The 17,086-nt window shown below is 74.3% G+C and carries 14 protein-coding genes; 6 read left to right on the top strand and 8 right to left on the bottom strand.

The annotated features are described in order from the left end of the window. Window positions 1-117: 117 nt before the first annotated feature. Together ACN268_RS13855 and ACN268_RS13860 are read right to left on the bottom strand one after the other, a co-directional pair. The gene (locus tag ACN268_RS13855) at window positions 118-3,138 is read right to left on the bottom strand and encodes a bifunctional [glutamine synthetase] adenylyltransferase/[glutamine synthetase]-adenylyl-L-tyrosine phosphorylase (RefSeq protein ID WP_421483556.1); all 3,021 of its coding nucleotides are present in this window, start codon (window positions 3,136-3,138) and stop codon (window positions 118-120) included. 1 nt (window position 3,139) lies between these two features. After that, window positions 3,140-3,904 (bottom strand): type 1 glutamine amidotransferase, encoded by a 765-nt coding sequence (locus tag ACN268_RS13860; RefSeq protein ID WP_421483557.1) that lies wholly within the window; start codon window positions 3,902-3,904, stop codon window positions 3,140-3,142. 79 nt (window positions 3,905-3,983) lie between these two features. On the opposite strand from ACN268_RS13860, the gene ACN268_RS13865 reads away from it, so the two are divergent. Further along, window positions 3,984-4,919 (top strand): S66 peptidase family protein, encoded by a 936-nt coding sequence (locus tag ACN268_RS13865; protein ID WP_421483558.1) that lies wholly within the window; start codon window positions 3,984-3,986, stop codon window positions 4,917-4,919. A 238-nt stretch (window positions 4,920-5,157) separates the two neighbouring features. Next, window positions 5,158-5,634, top strand: a complete 477-nt coding sequence (locus ACN268_RS13870; RefSeq protein WP_421483559.1) for a hypothetical protein — start codon at window positions 5,158-5,160, stop codon at window positions 5,632-5,634. 139 nt (window positions 5,635-5,773) lie between these two features. Here ACN268_RS13870 and ACN268_RS13875 read toward each other — a convergent pair whose 3' ends face one another. The 4 genes from ACN268_RS13875 to glnA form a co-directional block, all read right to left on the bottom strand. After that, window positions 5,774-6,148, bottom strand: coding sequence for a VOC family protein (locus ACN268_RS13875; protein ID WP_421483560.1), 375 nt, complete (start codon window positions 6,146-6,148; stop codon window positions 5,774-5,776). A 217-nt stretch (window positions 6,149-6,365) separates the two neighbouring features. Continuing rightward, window positions 6,366-7,058: a helix-turn-helix transcriptional regulator gene (locus ACN268_RS13880; RefSeq protein ID WP_421483561.1), complete on the bottom strand. Its 693-nt coding sequence runs from the start codon at window positions 7,056-7,058 to the stop codon at window positions 6,366-6,368. Between the two features lie 70 nt (window positions 7,059-7,128). Continuing rightward, window positions 7,129-7,554, bottom strand: coding sequence for a DUF350 domain-containing protein (locus ACN268_RS13885; protein WP_421483562.1), 426 nt, complete (start codon window positions 7,552-7,554; stop codon window positions 7,129-7,131). Between the two features lie 168 nt (window positions 7,555-7,722). Next, the gene (glnA, locus tag ACN268_RS13890) at window positions 7,723-9,072 is read right to left on the bottom strand and encodes a type I glutamate--ammonia ligase (RefSeq protein WP_088644813.1); all 1,350 of its coding nucleotides are present in this window, start codon (window positions 9,070-9,072) and stop codon (window positions 7,723-7,725) included. A 245-nt stretch (window positions 9,073-9,317) separates the two neighbouring features. Between glnA and ACN268_RS13895 the strand changes: the two genes are divergently transcribed. The 3 genes from ACN268_RS13895 (at window position 9,318) to ACN268_RS13905 (ending at window position 12,794) form a co-directional block, all read left to right on the top strand. Beyond that, window positions 9,318-11,078 carry an NAD+ synthase gene (locus ACN268_RS13895; protein ID WP_421483563.1) on the top strand — a complete coding sequence of 587 codons (1,761 nt, stop codon included), beginning with the start codon at window positions 9,318-9,320 and terminating at the stop codon, window positions 11,076-11,078. 244 nt (window positions 11,079-11,322) lie between these two features. Continuing rightward, complete coding sequence (panB, locus tag ACN268_RS13900; RefSeq protein ID WP_421483564.1) at window positions 11,323-12,168, top strand: 3-methyl-2-oxobutanoate hydroxymethyltransferase; 846 nt, start codon at window positions 11,323-11,325, stop codon at window positions 12,166-12,168. 113 nt (window positions 12,169-12,281) lie between these two features. Next, window positions 12,282-12,794: a hypothetical protein gene (locus ACN268_RS13905; protein WP_421483565.1), complete on the top strand. Its 513-nt coding sequence runs from the start codon at window positions 12,282-12,284 to the stop codon at window positions 12,792-12,794. Window positions 12,795-12,891: 97 nt separating this feature from the next. Here ACN268_RS13905 and npdG read toward each other — a convergent pair whose 3' ends face one another. Further along, a complete protein-coding gene (gene npdG, locus ACN268_RS13910) occupies window positions 12,892-13,590 on the bottom strand; it encodes an NADPH-dependent F420 reductase (RefSeq protein ID WP_421483566.1) in 699 nt (232 codons plus the stop codon). Window positions 13,591-13,702: 112 nt separating this feature from the next. Beyond that, window positions 13,703-15,133 carry an RNB domain-containing ribonuclease gene (locus ACN268_RS13915; protein ID WP_421483567.1) on the bottom strand — a complete coding sequence of 477 codons (1,431 nt, stop codon included), beginning with the start codon at window positions 15,131-15,133 and terminating at the stop codon, window positions 13,703-13,705. A gap of 73 nt (window positions 15,134-15,206) precedes the next feature. Between ACN268_RS13915 and ACN268_RS13920 the strand changes: the two genes are divergently transcribed. Next, window positions 15,207-16,790: a hypothetical protein gene (locus ACN268_RS13920; RefSeq protein WP_421483568.1), complete on the top strand. Its 1,584-nt coding sequence runs from the start codon at window positions 15,207-15,209 to the stop codon at window positions 16,788-16,790. Window positions 16,791-17,086: the final 296 nt, after the last annotated feature.

The raw sequence follows: 17,086 nt of genomic DNA on the forward strand, positions 1-17,086 counted from the left end.
CCTTTCTCCGTAGCTCGAAAATAGCGCGGAAAACGCGTCCCACAACCATTCACCGAGCCGTCACCGTCGGCTGACGCGTCCATTCGGCGTACCATCAGCCGTCCTCGACGCCGGGGCTCAGACCCCGGCGTCGAGGACGCGTTGCATCGCCGCCCGGGACCGCCGGGCGGTGCGCAGGTAGTCGTCGAGGAACTCCCCCGGGTCGTCCGCGCCGAGCAGCCGCACCACCCCGGCCAACTCCACCCCGTGCCGGGGAAGCTGGTCACCGGCGCGTCCCCGGACCAGCATCAACGCGTTGCGGACCTGCGCGGCGAGGGTCCACCCGGCGGTCATCGCGACGGCGTCCGCCGGGTCGACCAGCTTGGCGTCCCGGGCCGCCGCGAGCGCGTCGAGGGTACGCGTGCCGCGCAGCTGCGGGTACGCCCCGGCGTACCGGAGCTGGAGCAGCTGCACCGCCCACTCGACGTCGGCGAGGCCACCCCGGCCGAGCTTGGTGTGGGTGGCCGGGTCGGCGCCCCGGGGCAGCCGTTCGTTCTCCACCCGGGCCTTGATCCGGCGGATCTCGACCACCTGTTCCCGGGTCAACCCGTCGGCCGGGTAACGGACCGGGTCGACCATCTTCTCGAACTCGGTGCCCAGGTCGGCGTCGCCGCAGACGAACCGGGCCCGCAGCAGCGCCTGCGCCTCCCACACCCGCGACCAGCGGGCGTAGTACTGGGCGTACGCGGCGAGGCTGCGCACCAGCGGCCCCTGCCGTCCCTCGGGGCGCAGGTCGGCGTCGACGCCGAGCGCCGGGTCGGGGGCGGGCGCACCGAGCAGCCGGCGCAACTCCTCGGCGATCGCGTGCGCGGCGGCGCTGGCCGCGCTCTCCGCCGTCCCGGCCGGCGGGTCGTAGACGAAGAGCACGTCGGCGTCGGAGAGGTAGTTCGACTCGTACCCGCCGAGGCGGCCGACGCCGATCACCGCGAACCGCAGGCCGGGCAGCTCCGGCTGGGCGGCCCGGACGGCGCGCAGCGCGGCGGACAGGGTGGCGTCGGTGACGTACGACAGGCCGGTGCCGACCCGGGTGACGTCGGCCAGCGGGCCGGCCGGCGCTCCGCGCTCGGGTCGCGGGGCCAACCCGTCGGCCCGGCTGAGCACGTCGGCGCAGGCGATCCGGACGAGTTCCCGGCGGCGCAGCGCGCGTACCGCCCGGGTGGCCTCGACCGGGTCGGCGTGCCGGGCCGCGGCGGCGGCGAACCCGTCGCAGAGCACCTCCCGGGGCCGGGGGGTCAGTTCGTTCTCCTCGGCCAGCAGCCGCAGCGCCTCCGGTTCGCGGGCGAGCAGGTCGGCCGCGTACCGGGAGGAGGACAGCACCCGGGCCAGCCGGCGGGCCACCGGGCCGGAGTCGCGCAGCAGCCGCAGGTACCACGGGGTGCTGCCGAGCTTGTCGGAGACCTGGCGGTAGTTGAGCAGCCCCCGGTCCGGTTCGGGTGCGTCGGCGAACTCGCTGAGCAGCACCGGCAGCAGGGTGCGCTGGATCGCCGCCGTCCGGCTCACCCCGCCGGTGAGGGCCTGGAGGTGCCGCAGCGCCCCGGCCGGGTCGGCGAAGCCGAGCACCTCCAGCCGGTGCCGGGCCGCCTCCGGGGTGAGCCGCAGCCCGTCGGCGGGCACCCGGGCCACCGACTCCAGCAGCGGCCGGTAGAGCAGCTTGGCGTGCAGCCGGCGTACCTCGGTGGCGTGGGCGACCCAGTCGGCCCGGAAGCTCTCCACGGCGCTGCGGCCGGGGATGGCGGCGTAGCCGAGCGCGGCGGCCAGCCAGCGCAGCGCGGCCGGCTCGGTCGGCACGGTGTGGGTCCGCCGCAGCGCCTGGAGCTGGAGCCGGTGCTCGACACCGCGCAGGAAGCGGTATCCGCGCAGCAGCGCCTCGCCGTCGGCCCGCCCGACGTAGCCGCCGGTCACCAGCGCGCGCAGCGCCGGCACGGTGCCCGGCACCCGCAGCGACTCGTCACCCCGGCCGTGCACCAGTTGCAGCAGTTGGACGGCGAACTCGATGTCCCGCAGCCCGCCCGGACCCCGCTTGATCTCGCGCTCCAACTCCTTCGGCGGGATGTTGTCGATGATCCGGCGGCGCATGGCGCGTACGTCGGAGACCGCCTCGGGACGCTCGGACGCCCGCCAGACCAGCGGGGCGAGCGCGTCGATCCACTCGCCGGCCAACGCCAGGTCACCGGCGGCCGGGCGGGCCTTGAGCAGCGCCTGGAACTCCCAGGTGCGGGCCCACCGCTGGTAGTAGGCGAGGTGGCTGGCGAGGGTGCGCACCAGCGGCCCCCGGTTGCCCTCGGGGCGCAGCGCGGCGTCCACCGGCCAGGCGACCAGCCCACAGACGTGGATCAGCCGGGCGGCGACGGTGGTCGCGGCGGGCAGGTCCTCGTCGGTGGCGGCCACGAAGATCACGTCGACGTCGGAGACGTAGTTCAGTTCGTCGCCCCCGCACTTGCCCATCGCCACCACGGCGAGCCGGGGCCGGGGCGTGCCCGCCGGCAGCTCACCCACCGCGATCTCGTACGCCGCCGCGAGGGTGGCGTCGGCCAGCGCGGACAGCGCCGCCATCACCTGCTCCAGGCCGCGTCCGCCGGTCAGGTCGGCCGCCGCGATCCGCAGCAACGCCAGCCGGTACGCCTGCCGCAGCACCGCCACCGGCGCGGTGGCGGTCGTCAGCCGCCCGGCGAGCGCCAGGTCGAGCCGCCCGTCGGCGGTGGGGGCCAGCCCGTCCGGGGCGGTGCCGAGCACCGTCCACTGCCCGGGGTTGGCGACCAGGTGGTCGCCCAGGGCGGCGGACGCGCCGAGCACGGCGACCAGCCGGCGGCGCAGCCCCGGGTCGGCGGCGAGCGCGGCCAGCAGCTCCGACCCGGTCGCGTCGTCGGCGGTGCGCCGTTCGGTCTCCACCATCCGGTGCAGTTGGCGCAGCGCCAGATCCGGGTCGGCGGCCCGGGAGAGCGCGGCCAGCAGGTCGGCCGCCGACCTGTCGGTGGGTTCCTGCTCGTCGGCCTGCCACAGCCCGAGCCCGTCCGCGCCGAGCAGATCGGCGGCGCGGACCCCACCGTCACCCTCGGCGAACCCGTAGCGGGCCAGCCGTCCCCTCGTCGGTCTGCTCATCTCAGTGCCCGAGCAGGGGCAGGCTGCGGCGGGTGTCGTCGTCCAGCTCACCGAGGGCGAGGGCGGCGAACCGGACGGCGAACGGCTGCCACACCTCCTCGACGTCGGCCATCACCCGGTCGCAGGCGGCCACCACCAGGTCCTCGTCGTAGCCCAGCTCGGCGAGCAGTGCGGAGCCGTGCGCCCATTCGGCGATCATGGCGGTGTCGCACTCGATGTGGAACTGCAGGCCCCAGGCCCGGTCGCCGAGCCGGAACGCCTGGTGCGGGTAGCGGGTCGAGGCGGCCAGCAGGGTGGCGGCCCGGGGCAGCTCGGTGATCTCGTCGGTGTGCCACTGGAGCACGTCCGGGATCAGCGGCACGTACCGGAACAGCAGGTCGCTCTCGGCGGCGTCGCGCCGGCCGACCACCCCCGGGCCCACCTCGGGGCCGGACGGGCTGCGCTCGACCAGGCCGGCGTGCGCGGTGGCGAGCAGTTGCGCGCCGAGGCAGACGCCGAGGGTCGGTACCCGGTGCCGCACGGCCTTGCGCAGCAACCCTTCGAGCTTCGGGAACCAGGGTGCGCCGGGGGTTCCGTCGGGGGCCGGGTAGGCGTGCTGGTCACCGCCGAGCACCACCAGCGCCACGTACCCGTCGAGGTCGTCGGGGAGCTCGTCGCCGGCGTGCGGACGCAGCACCCGCAGTTCAAGGCCCCCCTCCACCAGCCACTCCCCCAGCCGTCGGGGGTCGTCGGTCGGGTCGTTCTCGATCACCAGTGCGGTTCCCACGCCGTCGAGGCTAGCGGGTGCGTCGACCGCCACCGGGAACGCCTCGGTCCGCCCGGCGGGGCGGCTATGCTCGGCCGCTGTGACCGCCGACGACCCGTCCGTCCTGCGCCCACCCGTGCTGCGGGAGGGGGACACGGTGCTGCTGGTCTCGCCGTCCGGGCCGACCAGGCCGGAGCGGGTGGCCCGGGGCATCGAGCTGCTGACCGGTTGGGGGCTGCGCCCGCAGGTGGCACCGAACGCGTACGCCAGGCGGGGTTACCTCGCCGGTGACGACGCGCTGCGCGCCGCGGACCTGAACGCCGCCTTCGCCGACCCGCGGGTGCGCGGGGTGATCTGCACCCGGGGCGGGTACGGCGCGCAGCGGGTGGTGGACCTGATCGACATGGCCGCCGTGCGACGGGACCCGAAGGTGGTGGCCGGGTTCTCCGACATCACCGCCCTGCAGTTCGCGCTCTGGCGGGGTGCCCGGCTGGCCGGGGTGCACGGCCCCGGGGCGGCGTGGGTGGACGAGCGGACCCCGCTGCGCTCGGCGGAGTCGCTGCACGCCGCGTTGATGACCACCGCGCCGGTCACCGTCGAGGCGGTGCCCGGGGAGGAGACGTATCCGGTCCGGGTCCCCGGCCGGGCGGTGGGTCGGCTGCTCGGCGGGAACCTCTGCCTGATCACCGCCACCCTCGGCACCCCGGACATGCCGGACCTGACCGGGGCGGTGCTGCTGGTCGAGGAGGTGCAGGAGCCGCCGTACAAGGTCGACCGGATGCTCACCCACCTGCGCCGTGCCGGGGTGCTCGACGGTCTGGCCGGGGTGGCGGTGGGCCAGTTCACCGACTGCGCGGACGGCTGGGACACCACCGTCGTGGACGTGCTCACCGACCGGCTGGGTGACCTCGGCGTGCCGGTCCTCGGCGGCCTGCCGATCGGCCACGGCCCCGGCCAGCTCTCCGTCCCCGTGGGCACCAGCGCCACCCTCGACGCCACCGCCGGCACCCTGACCGTCACCCCAGCCGTCCGGTAACCCGCCCCACCCGCCTGAATCCGGCCCGGCCTGCCCTGCCGCGCCCCGCGTCGCGCCGTCTCGCCCCGGTGATCAAGAGGTTCGCGTCAGAGGAAAGCGTATTCCTGACCGAAACCTCTTAATCACCGGGGTCAGGGGGTGGAACTTTCAGCTGGCGGACAGGGTCGGGACGGGGGTTTTTCAGGTTCAGTGGTCACTGTCGGTGACGTCAACAGCACCGTCGACCTATGGAGGACCGATGTCCCGCACGATGTCGAAGAAGCAGCTGCTGGTCGGCCTCGCCGCCGCCGGCGTGCTCGGGGTGGGGATCGCCGCTCCGACGGTGGCCTTCGCCGAGGAGTCGGCCACCCCGACCGCCGGCGTCAGCAGCGAGGCCGACCCGGGCACCGACCGGCAGCAGCAGCGCGCCGACCGGCAGAACGAGTTCGCCGAGGCGCTCGCCAAGGAGCTGGGGGTGGACACCGACAAGGTGACCGCCGCCCTGGAGAAGGTGCGCGAGCAGCACAAGGACCGGCCCAAGGGTGACCGGCCGGAGCGTCCGTCGCCGCAGGACCGGCAGGAGAAGCTGGCGGAGCGGCTGGCCCAGGCGGTCAAGGACGGCAAGCTCACCCAGGAGCAGGCCGACGCGATCACCAAGGCCGTCGAGGCCGGGGTCTTCCCGGGCCCGGCCGGTCGCGGCCACCACGGCGGCCCGGAGGGTACGCCCGACAAGTGACCCGCTGAGGCCCGCCCGACCGGAGGCCCGCTCGACCCGGCGGGCCGACGATCGACACGCCAGCGCTGAAGATCGACACGCCAGGGCCGACGTTGCGGTGTCCGACGCACTGGGACACCGCAACGTCGGCCCCCTGGCGTCAGGCGGAGCCGTCCGAGGAGAAGAGACCGAGGTGGGTGCCCACCGGGTCGCGCACCAGGGCGAGGGTCAGGCCGCTCGGCGTGGTCCGGGGCGGCGTCAGCACCGTGCCGCCCGCCGCCTCGGCCCGCCCGCAGGTCTGCGCCACGTCGGCCACCTCGGCGTAGATGATCGCGTAGCCGGGCGCGCCCTCGGCGAGAGCCCGGATGCCGCCGCCAATGCCGGTCGACTCCCCCGCTGGGGTCGTCAGGTAGGAACCGCCCTCGGCCGTGCCCTCGTCGGTGAAGGTCCAGCCGAACAACTCCGCGTAGAAGCTCTGCGCCTCGTCCGGCCGGTCGGTGCCGATCTCGAACCAGGTGACGGGTGTACTGGTCACGCGTTGCCTCCTGTCCCCCGCCGACCGGGCGGCCGGCGGGCTCGGCAGCCAGCCTCCCGGGTGTCCGCGACACCGTCCTGTCGGTGTTTACCGCCCGGTCCACCCGGCCCACGCGCCGATCCGACCGGACAGCCCGCGCGCCAACCAGCCTGGGCGACCCACGCCGACCAGCCGGGCTGTCGACGCCGGCCGGCCCGGGCGGCCGACCCGCGCCGGATCAGACCAGGGTCAGCCGGCGCACCCGCTCGGCCGGCACGTCCAGGTCGGCCGGGGAGAACTCCCGGGTCACCCGCTCCGGCAACGCCTCGACCCCGACGATCCGGTCGGTACGGAAGCAACGCAGCCCGGCACGCAGCCGGCACCAGGCGAGCAGGTACCAGTGCCGGTCGTTGCCGAGGTAGCCCAGCGGCTCGACCTCGCGCGACGAGGGCACGTCGCAGCGGTCGGCGTACCGCAGGCGCAGCACCCGGCGGGCGGCGACCGCGTCGGCGACGACCGCCGGGACGGACGTGGCCGGCCCGGAGCCGACCAGCAGCACCCGCCCGGCGAGCAGGCGTGCGTCGGCGGCATCGGCGGCCGGCAGCACCGCGAGCAGTTTGCGCAGCGCCGTGCCACCGGCCACGGCGAACGGGGTGCCGGCGAGCCGGTGCAGGGCCACCGCCATCGCCACCGCCTCGGTGGCGGTCAGGTTGACCGGCGGCAGGGTGTGCGACCGGTCGACCACGTAACCGCCGGTGCGGCCGGGCTCGGCCCAGATCGGCACGCCGGAACCCTGGAGGGCGGCGATGTCGCGTTCGACGGTACGGGTGCTCACCTCGAACCGGTCGGCCAGCCAACGGGCGCTGCGCGGCCGGGGCGACACCGCCCGCAGCTCCTCCACCAGGGCATAGAGACGATCCGTCCGGTTCACCCCCGGCACGCTACGACGGGGGTACGACACCCCCGGCAGGGGCGCACGAGGGCCGGTACGGGCCCCCGGTTCAGGCGATGCAGGCGCAGACAATCAGGGCCGCGCCGAAGTGGGTGGCGGCGCTGACCCGGGCCGCCGGGTGCGGCTGGTCCGAGCAGATGACCTCGCCGAGCTTGCCCGGGGTGAGCATGTCCAGCACACCGAAGGCGAGCGCCATGACGGCCAGCCCGATCAGTCCGAAGACCACCGTCGAGGCGAGCCCTTTGGCGAAGTCGTCGTAGCTGGTGACGATGGCGGTGAAGACGATGCCGGCGACACCGAGCTGGTTGGCGGCCAGCAGCAGCCCCGCGTTGCCGTTGCGCTGCACCCAGATCAGCTCGCGCAGCTTGCCCGGGGTGAGCACGTCGACCAGCACGAAGCCGGCCGCCATCAGCGCCACCCCGACGACACCGAACACCACGCTCTGCCATGCTCCGGTGAGCAGATCTTCCAGCACCGACGGCCTCCCGACCTCCTGCGCCCGGCGGAGGTGCCGGCACGGTGATCGAGACGATAGCGGCACCACGCAACCCCCGACACCCCCGCAGCGGCGGATACGCGGGCCGTCGGTGCAGCCGGGCCACCGCCGGCCGGGTGCGGACGACCCGGCCGACGGCGGTACGCGCTACAGCGACAGGTAGCGCTGCCGCTCGTACGGGGTGACCTCGCGGCGGTACTGCTCCCACTCGGCCCGCTTGTTGCGCAGGAAGAAGTCGAACACGTGCTCGCCGAGCACCTCGGCGACCAGTTCGGAGCCGGCCATCACGTCGATCGCCTCGGACAGGTTCTCCGGCAGCGCCTCGTAGCCCATCGCCCGCCGCTCGGCGCTGCTCAGCGACCATACGTCGTCCTCCGCGCCGGGCGGCAGCTCGTAGCCCTCCTCGATGCCCTTGAGGCCGGCGCCGAGCATGACGGCGAACGCCAGGTACGGGTTGGTCGCCGAGTCCAGCGACCGGACCTCCACCCGGGCCGAGTTCGGCTTGCCGTACGCCGGCACCCGCACCAGCGCGGACCGGTTCAGGTGCCCCCAGCAGACGTACGCCGGGCTCTCGGTGATCCGGTCCGGCAACGCCTGCGGGAACAGCCGCTTGTACGAGTTGACCCACTGGTTGGTGACGGCGGTGTACTCCCGGGCGTGCATCAGCAGGCCGGCGATGAACGACTTCGCCACCTTCGACAGTTTCATCGGGTCGCCGGAGTCGTGGAACGCGTTGCGCTCCCCCTCGAACAGCGACAGGTGGGTGTGCATGCCGCTGCCCGGCTGGTCGGTGAACGGCTTCGGCATGAAGCTGGCCTGCACGCCGGTGGAGAGCGCCACCTCCTTGACCACGTGCCGGAAGGTCATGATGTTGTCGGCGGTGGTCAGCGCGTCGGCGTACCGCAGGTCGATCTCCTGCTGGCCGGGGGCGACCTCGTGGTGGCTGAACTCCACCGAGATGCCGATCCGCTCCAGCGCGAGCACGGCCTGGCGGCGGAAGTCCCGCGCCACGGCGTGCGTGGTGTGCTCGAAGTAGCCGCCGGTGTCCACGGCGGTGGGCACCGAGCCGTCCTGCGGGCCGTTCTCCAGCAGGAAGAACTCGATCTCCGGGTGGGTGTAGAAGGTGAAGCCCTTCTCGGCCGCCTTGGACAGCATCCGGCGCAGCACGTGCCGTGGGTCGGCCCAGGACGGGCCGCCGTCGGGCAGCAGGATGTCGCAGAACATCCGGGCGCTCTCGCCGCTGACCCCGCCCTCGAACGGGAACACCTGGAAGGTCGTCGGGTCCGGCATGGCGACCATGTCGGACTCGAAGACCCGGGCGAAGCCCTCGATGGCCGAGCCGTCGAACCCGATGCCCTCCTCGAAGGCCGCCTCCAGCTCCGCCGGGGCGACGGAGACGCTCTTGAGCGTGCCCAGCACATCGGTGAACCACAGCCGGACGAACCGGATGTCCCGCTCTTCCAGCGTACGGAGGACGAACTCCTGCTGACGGTCCACTTCCCCAACCCCTCGCCACGTACGTCCGGCACCGGTCGGCCGGTCCGTCCTGACCGCCCAGTCTTCACCGGCCTGGTTAAGCAGACGTTACGCGACCTGCCGCCGCCCGTCCTGCGGTGTCCCGACGGCCGGATCGCCGGGCGGCCCCGCCACCAGGGGCGGGCCGGCCGGGCGCGACGAAAGGGTGGCCGGCGTCTCGCCGCAGCCGCCGGGTCGACCGGCCGCGGCTGGGGCAAGATGAGGGCATGCCCACCCTGCGTCTGGCCCTGTGCCAGGTCAACCCGACCGTCGGCGACACGGCCGGCAACGCCGAGCTGATCCGCGCCTGGACCCGGCGGGCCGCCGACACCGGCGCCCAACTGGTCGCCTTCCCGGAGATGGTGCTCACCGGCTACCCGGTCGAGGACCTGGTCTTCCGTCGTTCCTTCGTCGCCGCCTCGCAGGCCGCGCTGCGGCAGCTCGCCGCCGACCTGGCCGCCGACGGTCTCGGCGACCTGCCGGTCGTGGTCGGCTACCTGGACGCCGACGGTCCGCCGCAGGTCAGCGGGGACGCCCAGCCGGGCCGGGGGGCCCGCAACGCCGCCGCGCTGCTGCACCGGGGCGAGGTGGTCGCGACCTACTTCAAGCACCACCTGCCCAACTACGGCGTCTTCGACGAGGACCGCTACTTCGTGCCCGGCGACACCCTGACCGTGGTCCGGGTGGGCGGGGTGGACGTGGCGTTGACCATCTGCGAGGACCTGTGGCAGGCCGGCGGCCCGTTCGCGGTGGCCCGGCAGGCCGGCGTCGGCCTGGTGGTCAACATCAACGGCTCGCCGTACGAGCTGAACAAGGACGACGTCCGGCTGCCGCTGGTGCGCCGCCGGGCCGCCGAGGCCGGTGCGCCCATCGCGTACGTCAACATGGTCGGCGGCCAGGACGAGCTGGTCTTCGAGGGTGACTCGATGATCGTCACCCCCGACGGCGAGCTGCTCACCCGCGCGCCGCAGTTCGTCGAGCACCTGCTCGTGCACGACGTGGAGCTGGCCGGGGCGGGCCCGCACGCCGCCGACACCGAGGATCTCGCCGACGGGATGCGGGTGGTCCGCCGTACCGTCGAGGTGGTGCCGGCGGCCCCGACCGGGCCGGCGGCCGACGGCGGCACGCTGGCCCCGGTGGCCGACGAGGCCGAGGTGTGGCAGGCGCTGGTGCTGGGCCTGCGCGACTACGTCAACAAGAACCGGTTCCCCTCGGTGGTGCTGGGCCTGTCCGGCGGCATCGACTCGGCGGTGGTGGCCGCGCTGGCCGTCGACGCGCTCGGGCCGCAGCGGGTGGTCGGGGTGTCACTGCCCAGCCAGCACTCCTCGGAGCACTCCCGGGCCGACGCGGAGGACCTCGCCAAGCGCACCGGCCTGGACTACCGGGTCGAGCCGATCCAGCCGATGGTGGACACCTTCCTGGCGAACATCTCGCTGTCCGGGGTGGCGGTGGAGAACCTCCAGGCCCGGGTGCGCGGGGTGATCCTGATGGCACTGTCGAACCAGGAGGGCCACCTGGTCCTCACCACCGGCAACAAGAGCGAGCTGGCGGTCGGCTACTCGACCCTCTACGGCGACTCGGTCGGCGGGTTCAACCCGGTCAAGGACGTCTGGAAGACGCTGATCTGGCGGCTGGCGAAGTGGCGCAACGCCGACGCGGCCCGCCGGGGCGAGACCCCGCCGATCCCGGAGAACTCCATCGGCAAGCCCCCGTCGGCCGAGCTGAGCCCCGGCCAGCTCGACAGCGACAGCCTGCCCGACTACGACGTGCTGGACCCGATCCTGATCGGCTACGTCGACGGCGACCTGGGCCGGGCGGGTCTGGTCGAGTCCGGCCACGACCCGGCGGTGGTCGACAAGGTGCTGCGGCTGGTGGACACCGCCGAGTACAAGCGTCGGCAGTCCGCGCCGGGCACCAAGATCTCGATGAAGGCGTTCGGCCGCGACCGTCGGCTGCCGATCACCAACCGCTGGCGCGAGGACGGCTGAGCACCCGGAACCGACCGACCCGCTCGGCTGAGCACCCGGAACCGACCGACCCGGTCGGCTGAGCAGCACAGCCCGACCGACCCGGGTCGGTCGGGCACCCCGACGCCGGCCGGCCACGGTCGGTCGGCGTCGCCCCGGCGGAGTGAAATCCTGCACTGTTCCCTGCCGTCGACCGGTCGCGCGGTGCGACGATCGCGGCAGAACCCGGGGACCGCGACAGCGGCCTCGAGGAAAGGAGACAGTCATGGTGGAGTCCACCCCGACCGAGGTGACCGCCCTGTACGGCGGGCCGGCCACCCGCCGGGTCCGCACCCGCGACCTGATCGCCGCCAAGGAGCGCGGCGACCGGTGGGCCATGCTCACCTCGTACGACCAGTACACGGCCGGGATCTTCGACCAGGCGGGGATTCCCGCGCTGCTGGTCGGCGACTCGGCGGCGAACAACGTGTTCGGCTACGAGACCACCCTGCCGGTGACGGTCGACGAGTTGTTGCCACTGGTCCGCGCCGTGGTCCGGGCGACCCGGCACACCCTGGTCGTCGGCGACCTGCCCTTCGGCTCGTACGAGGAGGGTCCGACGCAGGCGTTGCGCACGGCGGTGCGGTTCATGAAGGAGGGCGGCTGCCACGCGGTGAAGCTGGAGGGCGGCCGGCGCTGCGCCGACCAGATCGCGGCGATCACCGGGGCGGGCATCCCGGTGATGGCGCACATCGGCTTCACCCCGCAGAGCGAGCACACCCTGGGCGGCTACCGGGTGCAGGGGCGCGGTGACACCGCCGACGAGGTGCTCGCCGACGCGCGGGCGGTGGCCGACGCGGGTGCGTTCGCGGTGGTGCTGGAGATGGTGCCGGGCGAGGTCGCCAAGCGGGTGACCGCCGAACTGGCGATCCCCACGGTCGGCATCGGCGCGGGCCCGGACACCGACGCCCAGGTGCTGGTCTGGCAGGACATGGCCGGGCTGCGCACCGGGAAGGCCCCCCGGTTCGTCAAGCGCTACGCCGACCTGGCCGGGGCGCTGACCGAGGCGACCCGCCGGTTCGCCGACGAGGTACGCGGCGGCGAGTTCCCCGCCACCGAGCACACCTTCTGAGTACGGGCGGTGGGGCGGTGCCCCCGCCCCACCGTTCTGGAACGAGCCACTGTGGGCGGGGGTCCCCTGGTGCGGCGGGAACGGCTAGGGTTCCGCCCGTGGATCATGTTCGCTTGTCAACAGTCGTCCTGACCTGTGTCTCCGTGCTGGCCCTCGCGGCGTGCAGCGAGGCGGAACCGTCGACCACTGCCGCACCGTCGACGTCCGCCGGCGCGTCTGCCACCAGTGCCGCCCCGTCGGCCGCCACCGACCCGACCACCACCGACCCGAGCACCGGCGGCCCGACCGCCGCCGCCGACCCGGCGGCCGACAAGAAGCTCTGCACGACGGCCAAGAAGATCGCCGACACCATGAAGGTCGACGTGATGAAGGCCGCGACGTCCGGTGGCGACCTCACGCCGACCATCCGCAAGGCCTACACGGAGATGGCGCAGAAGTTGGCGAAGGCCACCGCCGGCGCCCCCGCCAGCGAGGCGGTCACCGCGCTGGCCGCGTTCGGGGTCGCGTCCGGCCGGGCAGCGACCGCGGCGAACCTGGACACCGCCGCCGACGCCCCCGAGTTCCAGAAGACCAGCGCGATGGCGAACTCCGCCTGCAGGAAGGCCGGCGTCGACACCAACTTCTGACCACCGCGCCCCACCGCACGACCGCACCCGCCGCGATCGTGGAGGGAGCCGGCCCCGCCGGGGGCACTTCCCCTCCAGGATCGCGGCGGGTGGTGGATCAGAGGTCGGTGACCCGGATGCCGGCGTGGGCCTTGTAGCGCTTGTTGATGGCGATCAGGTTGGCGGTGAACGCCTCGATCTGGTGGGCGTTGCGCAGCCGGCCGGCGTAGATGCCGCGCATGCCGGGGATCCGGGCGGCCAACGCGCCGACGATGTCGACCAGTTCCCGTTCCTCGGTGCAGATCAGCACGTCGAGGTCGATCCGGTCGATCTCCGGGTCGGCCAGCAGCGGCGCGCTGACGTGGTTGAACGCCGCGCAGACCCGGGAGTCGGGCAGCAGGGCCGCCGCCTGCTGCACCGCGCTGCCCTCGGCGACCGGCAGCGCGTACGGGCCCTGCTTGTCGAAGCCGAGCGGATTCACGCAGTCCACGACGATCTTGCCGGCCAGTGGCCCGGCCAGCGCGCCGACGGTGGCCGCGTGCCCGTCCCACGGCACCGCGACGACCACCACGTCGCTACGGCGGGCCACCTCGTCGTTGTCCGCGCCGGTCACGTCGACCCCGGCGGGCAGCCGGGGCAGCGCGGCGATCTCGGCCGCCGCCTCGGCCGCCCGGTCGGCGGAGCGGGACCCGATCAGCACCCGCTGGCCGGCGCGGGCGAACCGGTAGGCCAGCCCCCGTCCCTGGTCGCCGGTGCCGCCGATGATGCCGACGGTCAGCCCGGACACGTCGGGGAGGGTGCTCGCGTCGTATGCCATGGCGTCATCCTCGCAAACCGCCACGCCACCAGCAGCGCAAGGCGCTGTGACGCTGACCGCCCCGCCGTGCGGCACCGCCCCGGGCCGGCGACCGGACCCGCCGGGACCGGGTTCAGGCCCGTTCGAAGAGCACCTTGCGGCCGACCGGGTCGGCGGTGACCAGGCGTACGGTGACCCGCTCACCCCGCGGCAGCTCCCCGGTGCAGCGGGCCCGTACCGGCGGATCGTCCAACGCCACCGTCCCGCCGGGGACCCGGCCGGGCTTCGTCGGGCCGTTCGGGGGCGCGTCGGTGTCCAGCACCGCCGCCGAGAACGTCTCCCCCACCCGGTGCTCCAGCAGCACCGCCTCGGCCAGGTCGATCGCGCCCCGGGTGGCCGCCCCCGCCGTCCGGTCGGTCGAGGCCATCACCTCCGGCAGCCGGGGCAGCGCCGACCGGGCCCACTGCGGCACCTCGCGGCCCTCGTGCAGGGCCAGGCACACCTCCGTGGCGTACCTGTCGGCCAACCGGCGCAGCGGGGCGGTGACGTGGGCGTACGCGGCGGCCACCCCGCCGTGTCCCGGCTGCTCCGGCAGCTCACCGTCGAACGCCGTGTACGCCGCGCCGCGCATCAGCTCGGCCGCCTGGTCGACGAAGGCGGCGGCCCGGGGCTGGGAGGCGTCCAACCCGGCCAGCACCTCGCCGACCCGTACCCCGTCGGGCCAGTGCACGCCCAACGGGGCCGCCGCCGCGCGCAGCCGGGCCACCGCCTCCGGTTTCGGGGCCGGCATGGTACGCAGCAGCCCGATCCGGCCGGCCAGCATGATGTCCGCCGCCGCCATCCCGGTGAGCAGGGAGATCTGGGCGTTGTGGTCCTCCATCGGGCCGGGACCGCGCAGCACCAGCCGCCACCCGTCCCCGTCGGGCTCGACGTCCTGCTCGGGCAGGGGCAGGTTGATCGCGCCCCGACGCAGGCCACGGGCGGTGAGCAGGGTACCGATCTCGGGCAGCAACGCGATCGGGTCGGGCAGCCGGCCGGCGTCGGCGGCTACCTGCACGCCCGGGTAGTCCAGCTTGGCGCGGCTGCGTACCAGGGCGCGTTCCAGCCCGACGGCGACGGTGGCCCCGTCGGCGTCGAGGTCGATGGTCCACAGCACGGCCGCCCGGTCGACGTCGGGCAGCAGACTGGCGGCCCCCTCGCTGAGGGTGTGCGGGTGCAGCGGCACGTTGCCGTCGGGCAGGTAGACGGTCTGCCCACGCCGCCAGGTCTCCTCCTCCAGCGGCCCACCGGGGCGTACGTGGGTGGCGACGTCGGCGATGGCGTACCGCACCCGGTAGCCGCCGGGCCGACGACTGAGGTGCATCGCCTGGTCCAGGTCGCGGGAGGTGGCGGGGTCGACCGTCACGAACGGGACGTCGGTACGGTCGGTCACGACGGGCGGTGGGGCCTCGGCCGCCTGGTCCGCCTCGCGCTGCGCCGCGGCCGGGAAGCCGTCAGGCAGTCCCAGCTCACGGCGCAGCGCGCCGAAGTCGATGCGGGGCGCGAGCACACGTCGGATGACCACGGGGTCAATCCTGGCAGCGTGCCGCGTGATCCGCTCGTCGGCGATCGGGCCACAGGCTCCGTACGGTCAGCCGGTGGTCCTGCGGGCGCGCGCCGGTGCGGTGGCCCGCGCCGCCGCCGTCCGCGCGGACGCCTTACCGGCGGTGGCCTTGCGGGCGGTGGCCTTGCGGGCGGTCGTGGCCGTGGTCTTCGTCGCCGCCGCCTTGCGGGTGGCCGACGCGCTCGTCTTACGGGCCGGCGCCGCCTTCGCGGTCGACTTCGACGCGGGTGCGGTCTTGGCGGTCGACTTGCGAGCCGGGGCCTTCGTGGCCGCGGTGGTCTTCTTCGCGGTCGTGGTCCGCTTCGCCGTCGTCGTCGTCTTCGCGGGCATGCTCTTCGTCGCCGCCGTGGTCCTGCGGGCCGCCGTCTTCTTCGCGGGCGTCGTCTTCTTGGCAGGTGACGCCTTCTTCACGGCCGTGGCTCTGCTGGCAGCCGTGCTCTTCGCGGCGGGTGACGTCTTCCTGGCGGGTGTCACCTTCCTGGCGGGCGATGTCGTCTTCCTGGCGGGCGATGTCGTCTTCCCGGCCGTGGCCTTCTTGGCCGCGGTCCGGGCGGTCGCGGTGGTCTTCTTCGCCGCCGCAGCGGTGGTCCGCTTCGCCGTGGTGGTCTTCTTCGCCGCGGTGCTCCGGGCGGCGGCCGTGGTCTTCTTGGCCGCCCCGACGGTCTTCCGGGCGGCGGCGGTGGTCTTGCTGGCGGCCTTCTTCGCCGGGGCCTTCTTCGCCGGGGCCTTCTTCGCCGTCGACTTCGAGGCGGGGGCCTTCGACGCGGCGCTGCGGGCCGCAGGGGCCTTCTTGGCCGTCGACTTCGAGGCGGGGGCCTTCGACGCGGTGCTCCTGGCGGCCGGGGCCTTCGTCGCCGTGCCGGCCGTCTTCCTGGCGGTGCCGGTGGACGGGGTCCGGCCCGAGCCGGCGCCCGCCGCGCTCGCCGTGGCCCGGCCGGCCGACGCCTTGCGGGCCGCAGCCGTGGTCGTGGTCGAGCGGCGGGCCGCGGTGCTCCGGGTCGCGCCTGCGGTCCGTTGCGCGGCGGCGGTCTTCGTCGCGGCCGGGCGGGTGGTGGCCTGTGCTGCTTCGGCCATCTCGGTTCCCTCCTTGGGGACATGCTCCCGCGTGCCTCCTCACGGAGGCACGGAGTCCTCGACGCGGGCCGTCCCGCGCCGTTCAGTTGCCCTCCCCGGCCCAGCGGGCGTCTTCGGCCTCCCACGCCTCGTTGCGCTCCTGCACCTTCTGCAGGGCGTTCTCCGCGTCGGCAGCCGAGGGATACGGTCCGAGAACGTGCTTGGCAGGGCACACGTCGGCATCGGTCTCGACCCGGTGGTGTCGGGTGCACCAGTAGTAGTGCCCACCACTTCCGCTGTCGTTCATGAGATCACTGTGCACCGGGCGCAGCCCGACCGCCACCGGATCGCCGCAATTGGTCGCGACCACATCCACAGTAGACGTGCTCGACGGCCCCGGAGGCGAAACCGCGAAATTGCTCCCGACCTGCCCGGACGTCGCCGGAACCGGCCCTGCGCGAGACCGCGTCGGCCCGGCTTGCGGGGCCGACGCGACGCCGCGCGGGGTGGGCCGAAAAGCCGGTGGTACGACGCCGGACGCCTCCGGCGGAATCGAACGTCGTGATCATAGCGGCGACGTGTCCGCGCTGCGCCACGGCGACGGTGTCCCTCCGGGGGGGGCGATGCCCGGGTGCCCGCACCGCGCGTGGCACCTGGACGGCGTTGCGGGACAGCCGCCGGGCCGCGGCGCGCGGTGGCCGACGGGTCGGGGACTTCCGGCCCTACCATCCGGACCAGGTACCTGGTATCAGCTCACCCCCGAGATGGACCATCCCTCACCCGGTCCCCCCGGCGGGACCGCTGGCCGGCCCGGGTCGCCCGGACAGCCCCGATGCGGCGGCCCCGGATGCGACCGACCCG

It is taken from the genome of Micromonospora sp. WMMD735, from assembly GCF_049178995.1.
Taxonomy (GTDB): Bacteria; Actinomycetota; Actinomycetes; order Mycobacteriales; family Micromonosporaceae; genus Micromonospora; species Micromonospora wenchangensis.

Coding starts and splice junctions, on each gene's coding strand:
- ACN268_RS13855 (WP_421483556.1), bottom strand. CDS start 3,138: ATGAGCAGACCGACGAGGGGACGGCTGGCCCGCTACGGGTTCGCCGAG.
- ACN268_RS13870 (WP_421483559.1), top strand. CDS start 5,158: ATGTCCCGCACGATGTCGAAGAAGCAGCTGCTGGTCGGCCTCGCCGCC.
- ACN268_RS13895 (WP_421483563.1), top strand. CDS start 9,318: ATGCCCACCCTGCGTCTGGCCCTGTGCCAGGTCAACCCGACCGTCGGC.
- panB (WP_421483564.1), top strand. CDS start 11,323: ATGGTGGAGTCCACCCCGACCGAGGTGACCGCCCTGTACGGCGGGCCG.
- npdG (WP_421483566.1), bottom strand. CDS start 13,590: ATGGCATACGACGCGAGCACCCTCCCCGACGTGTCCGGGCTGACCGTC.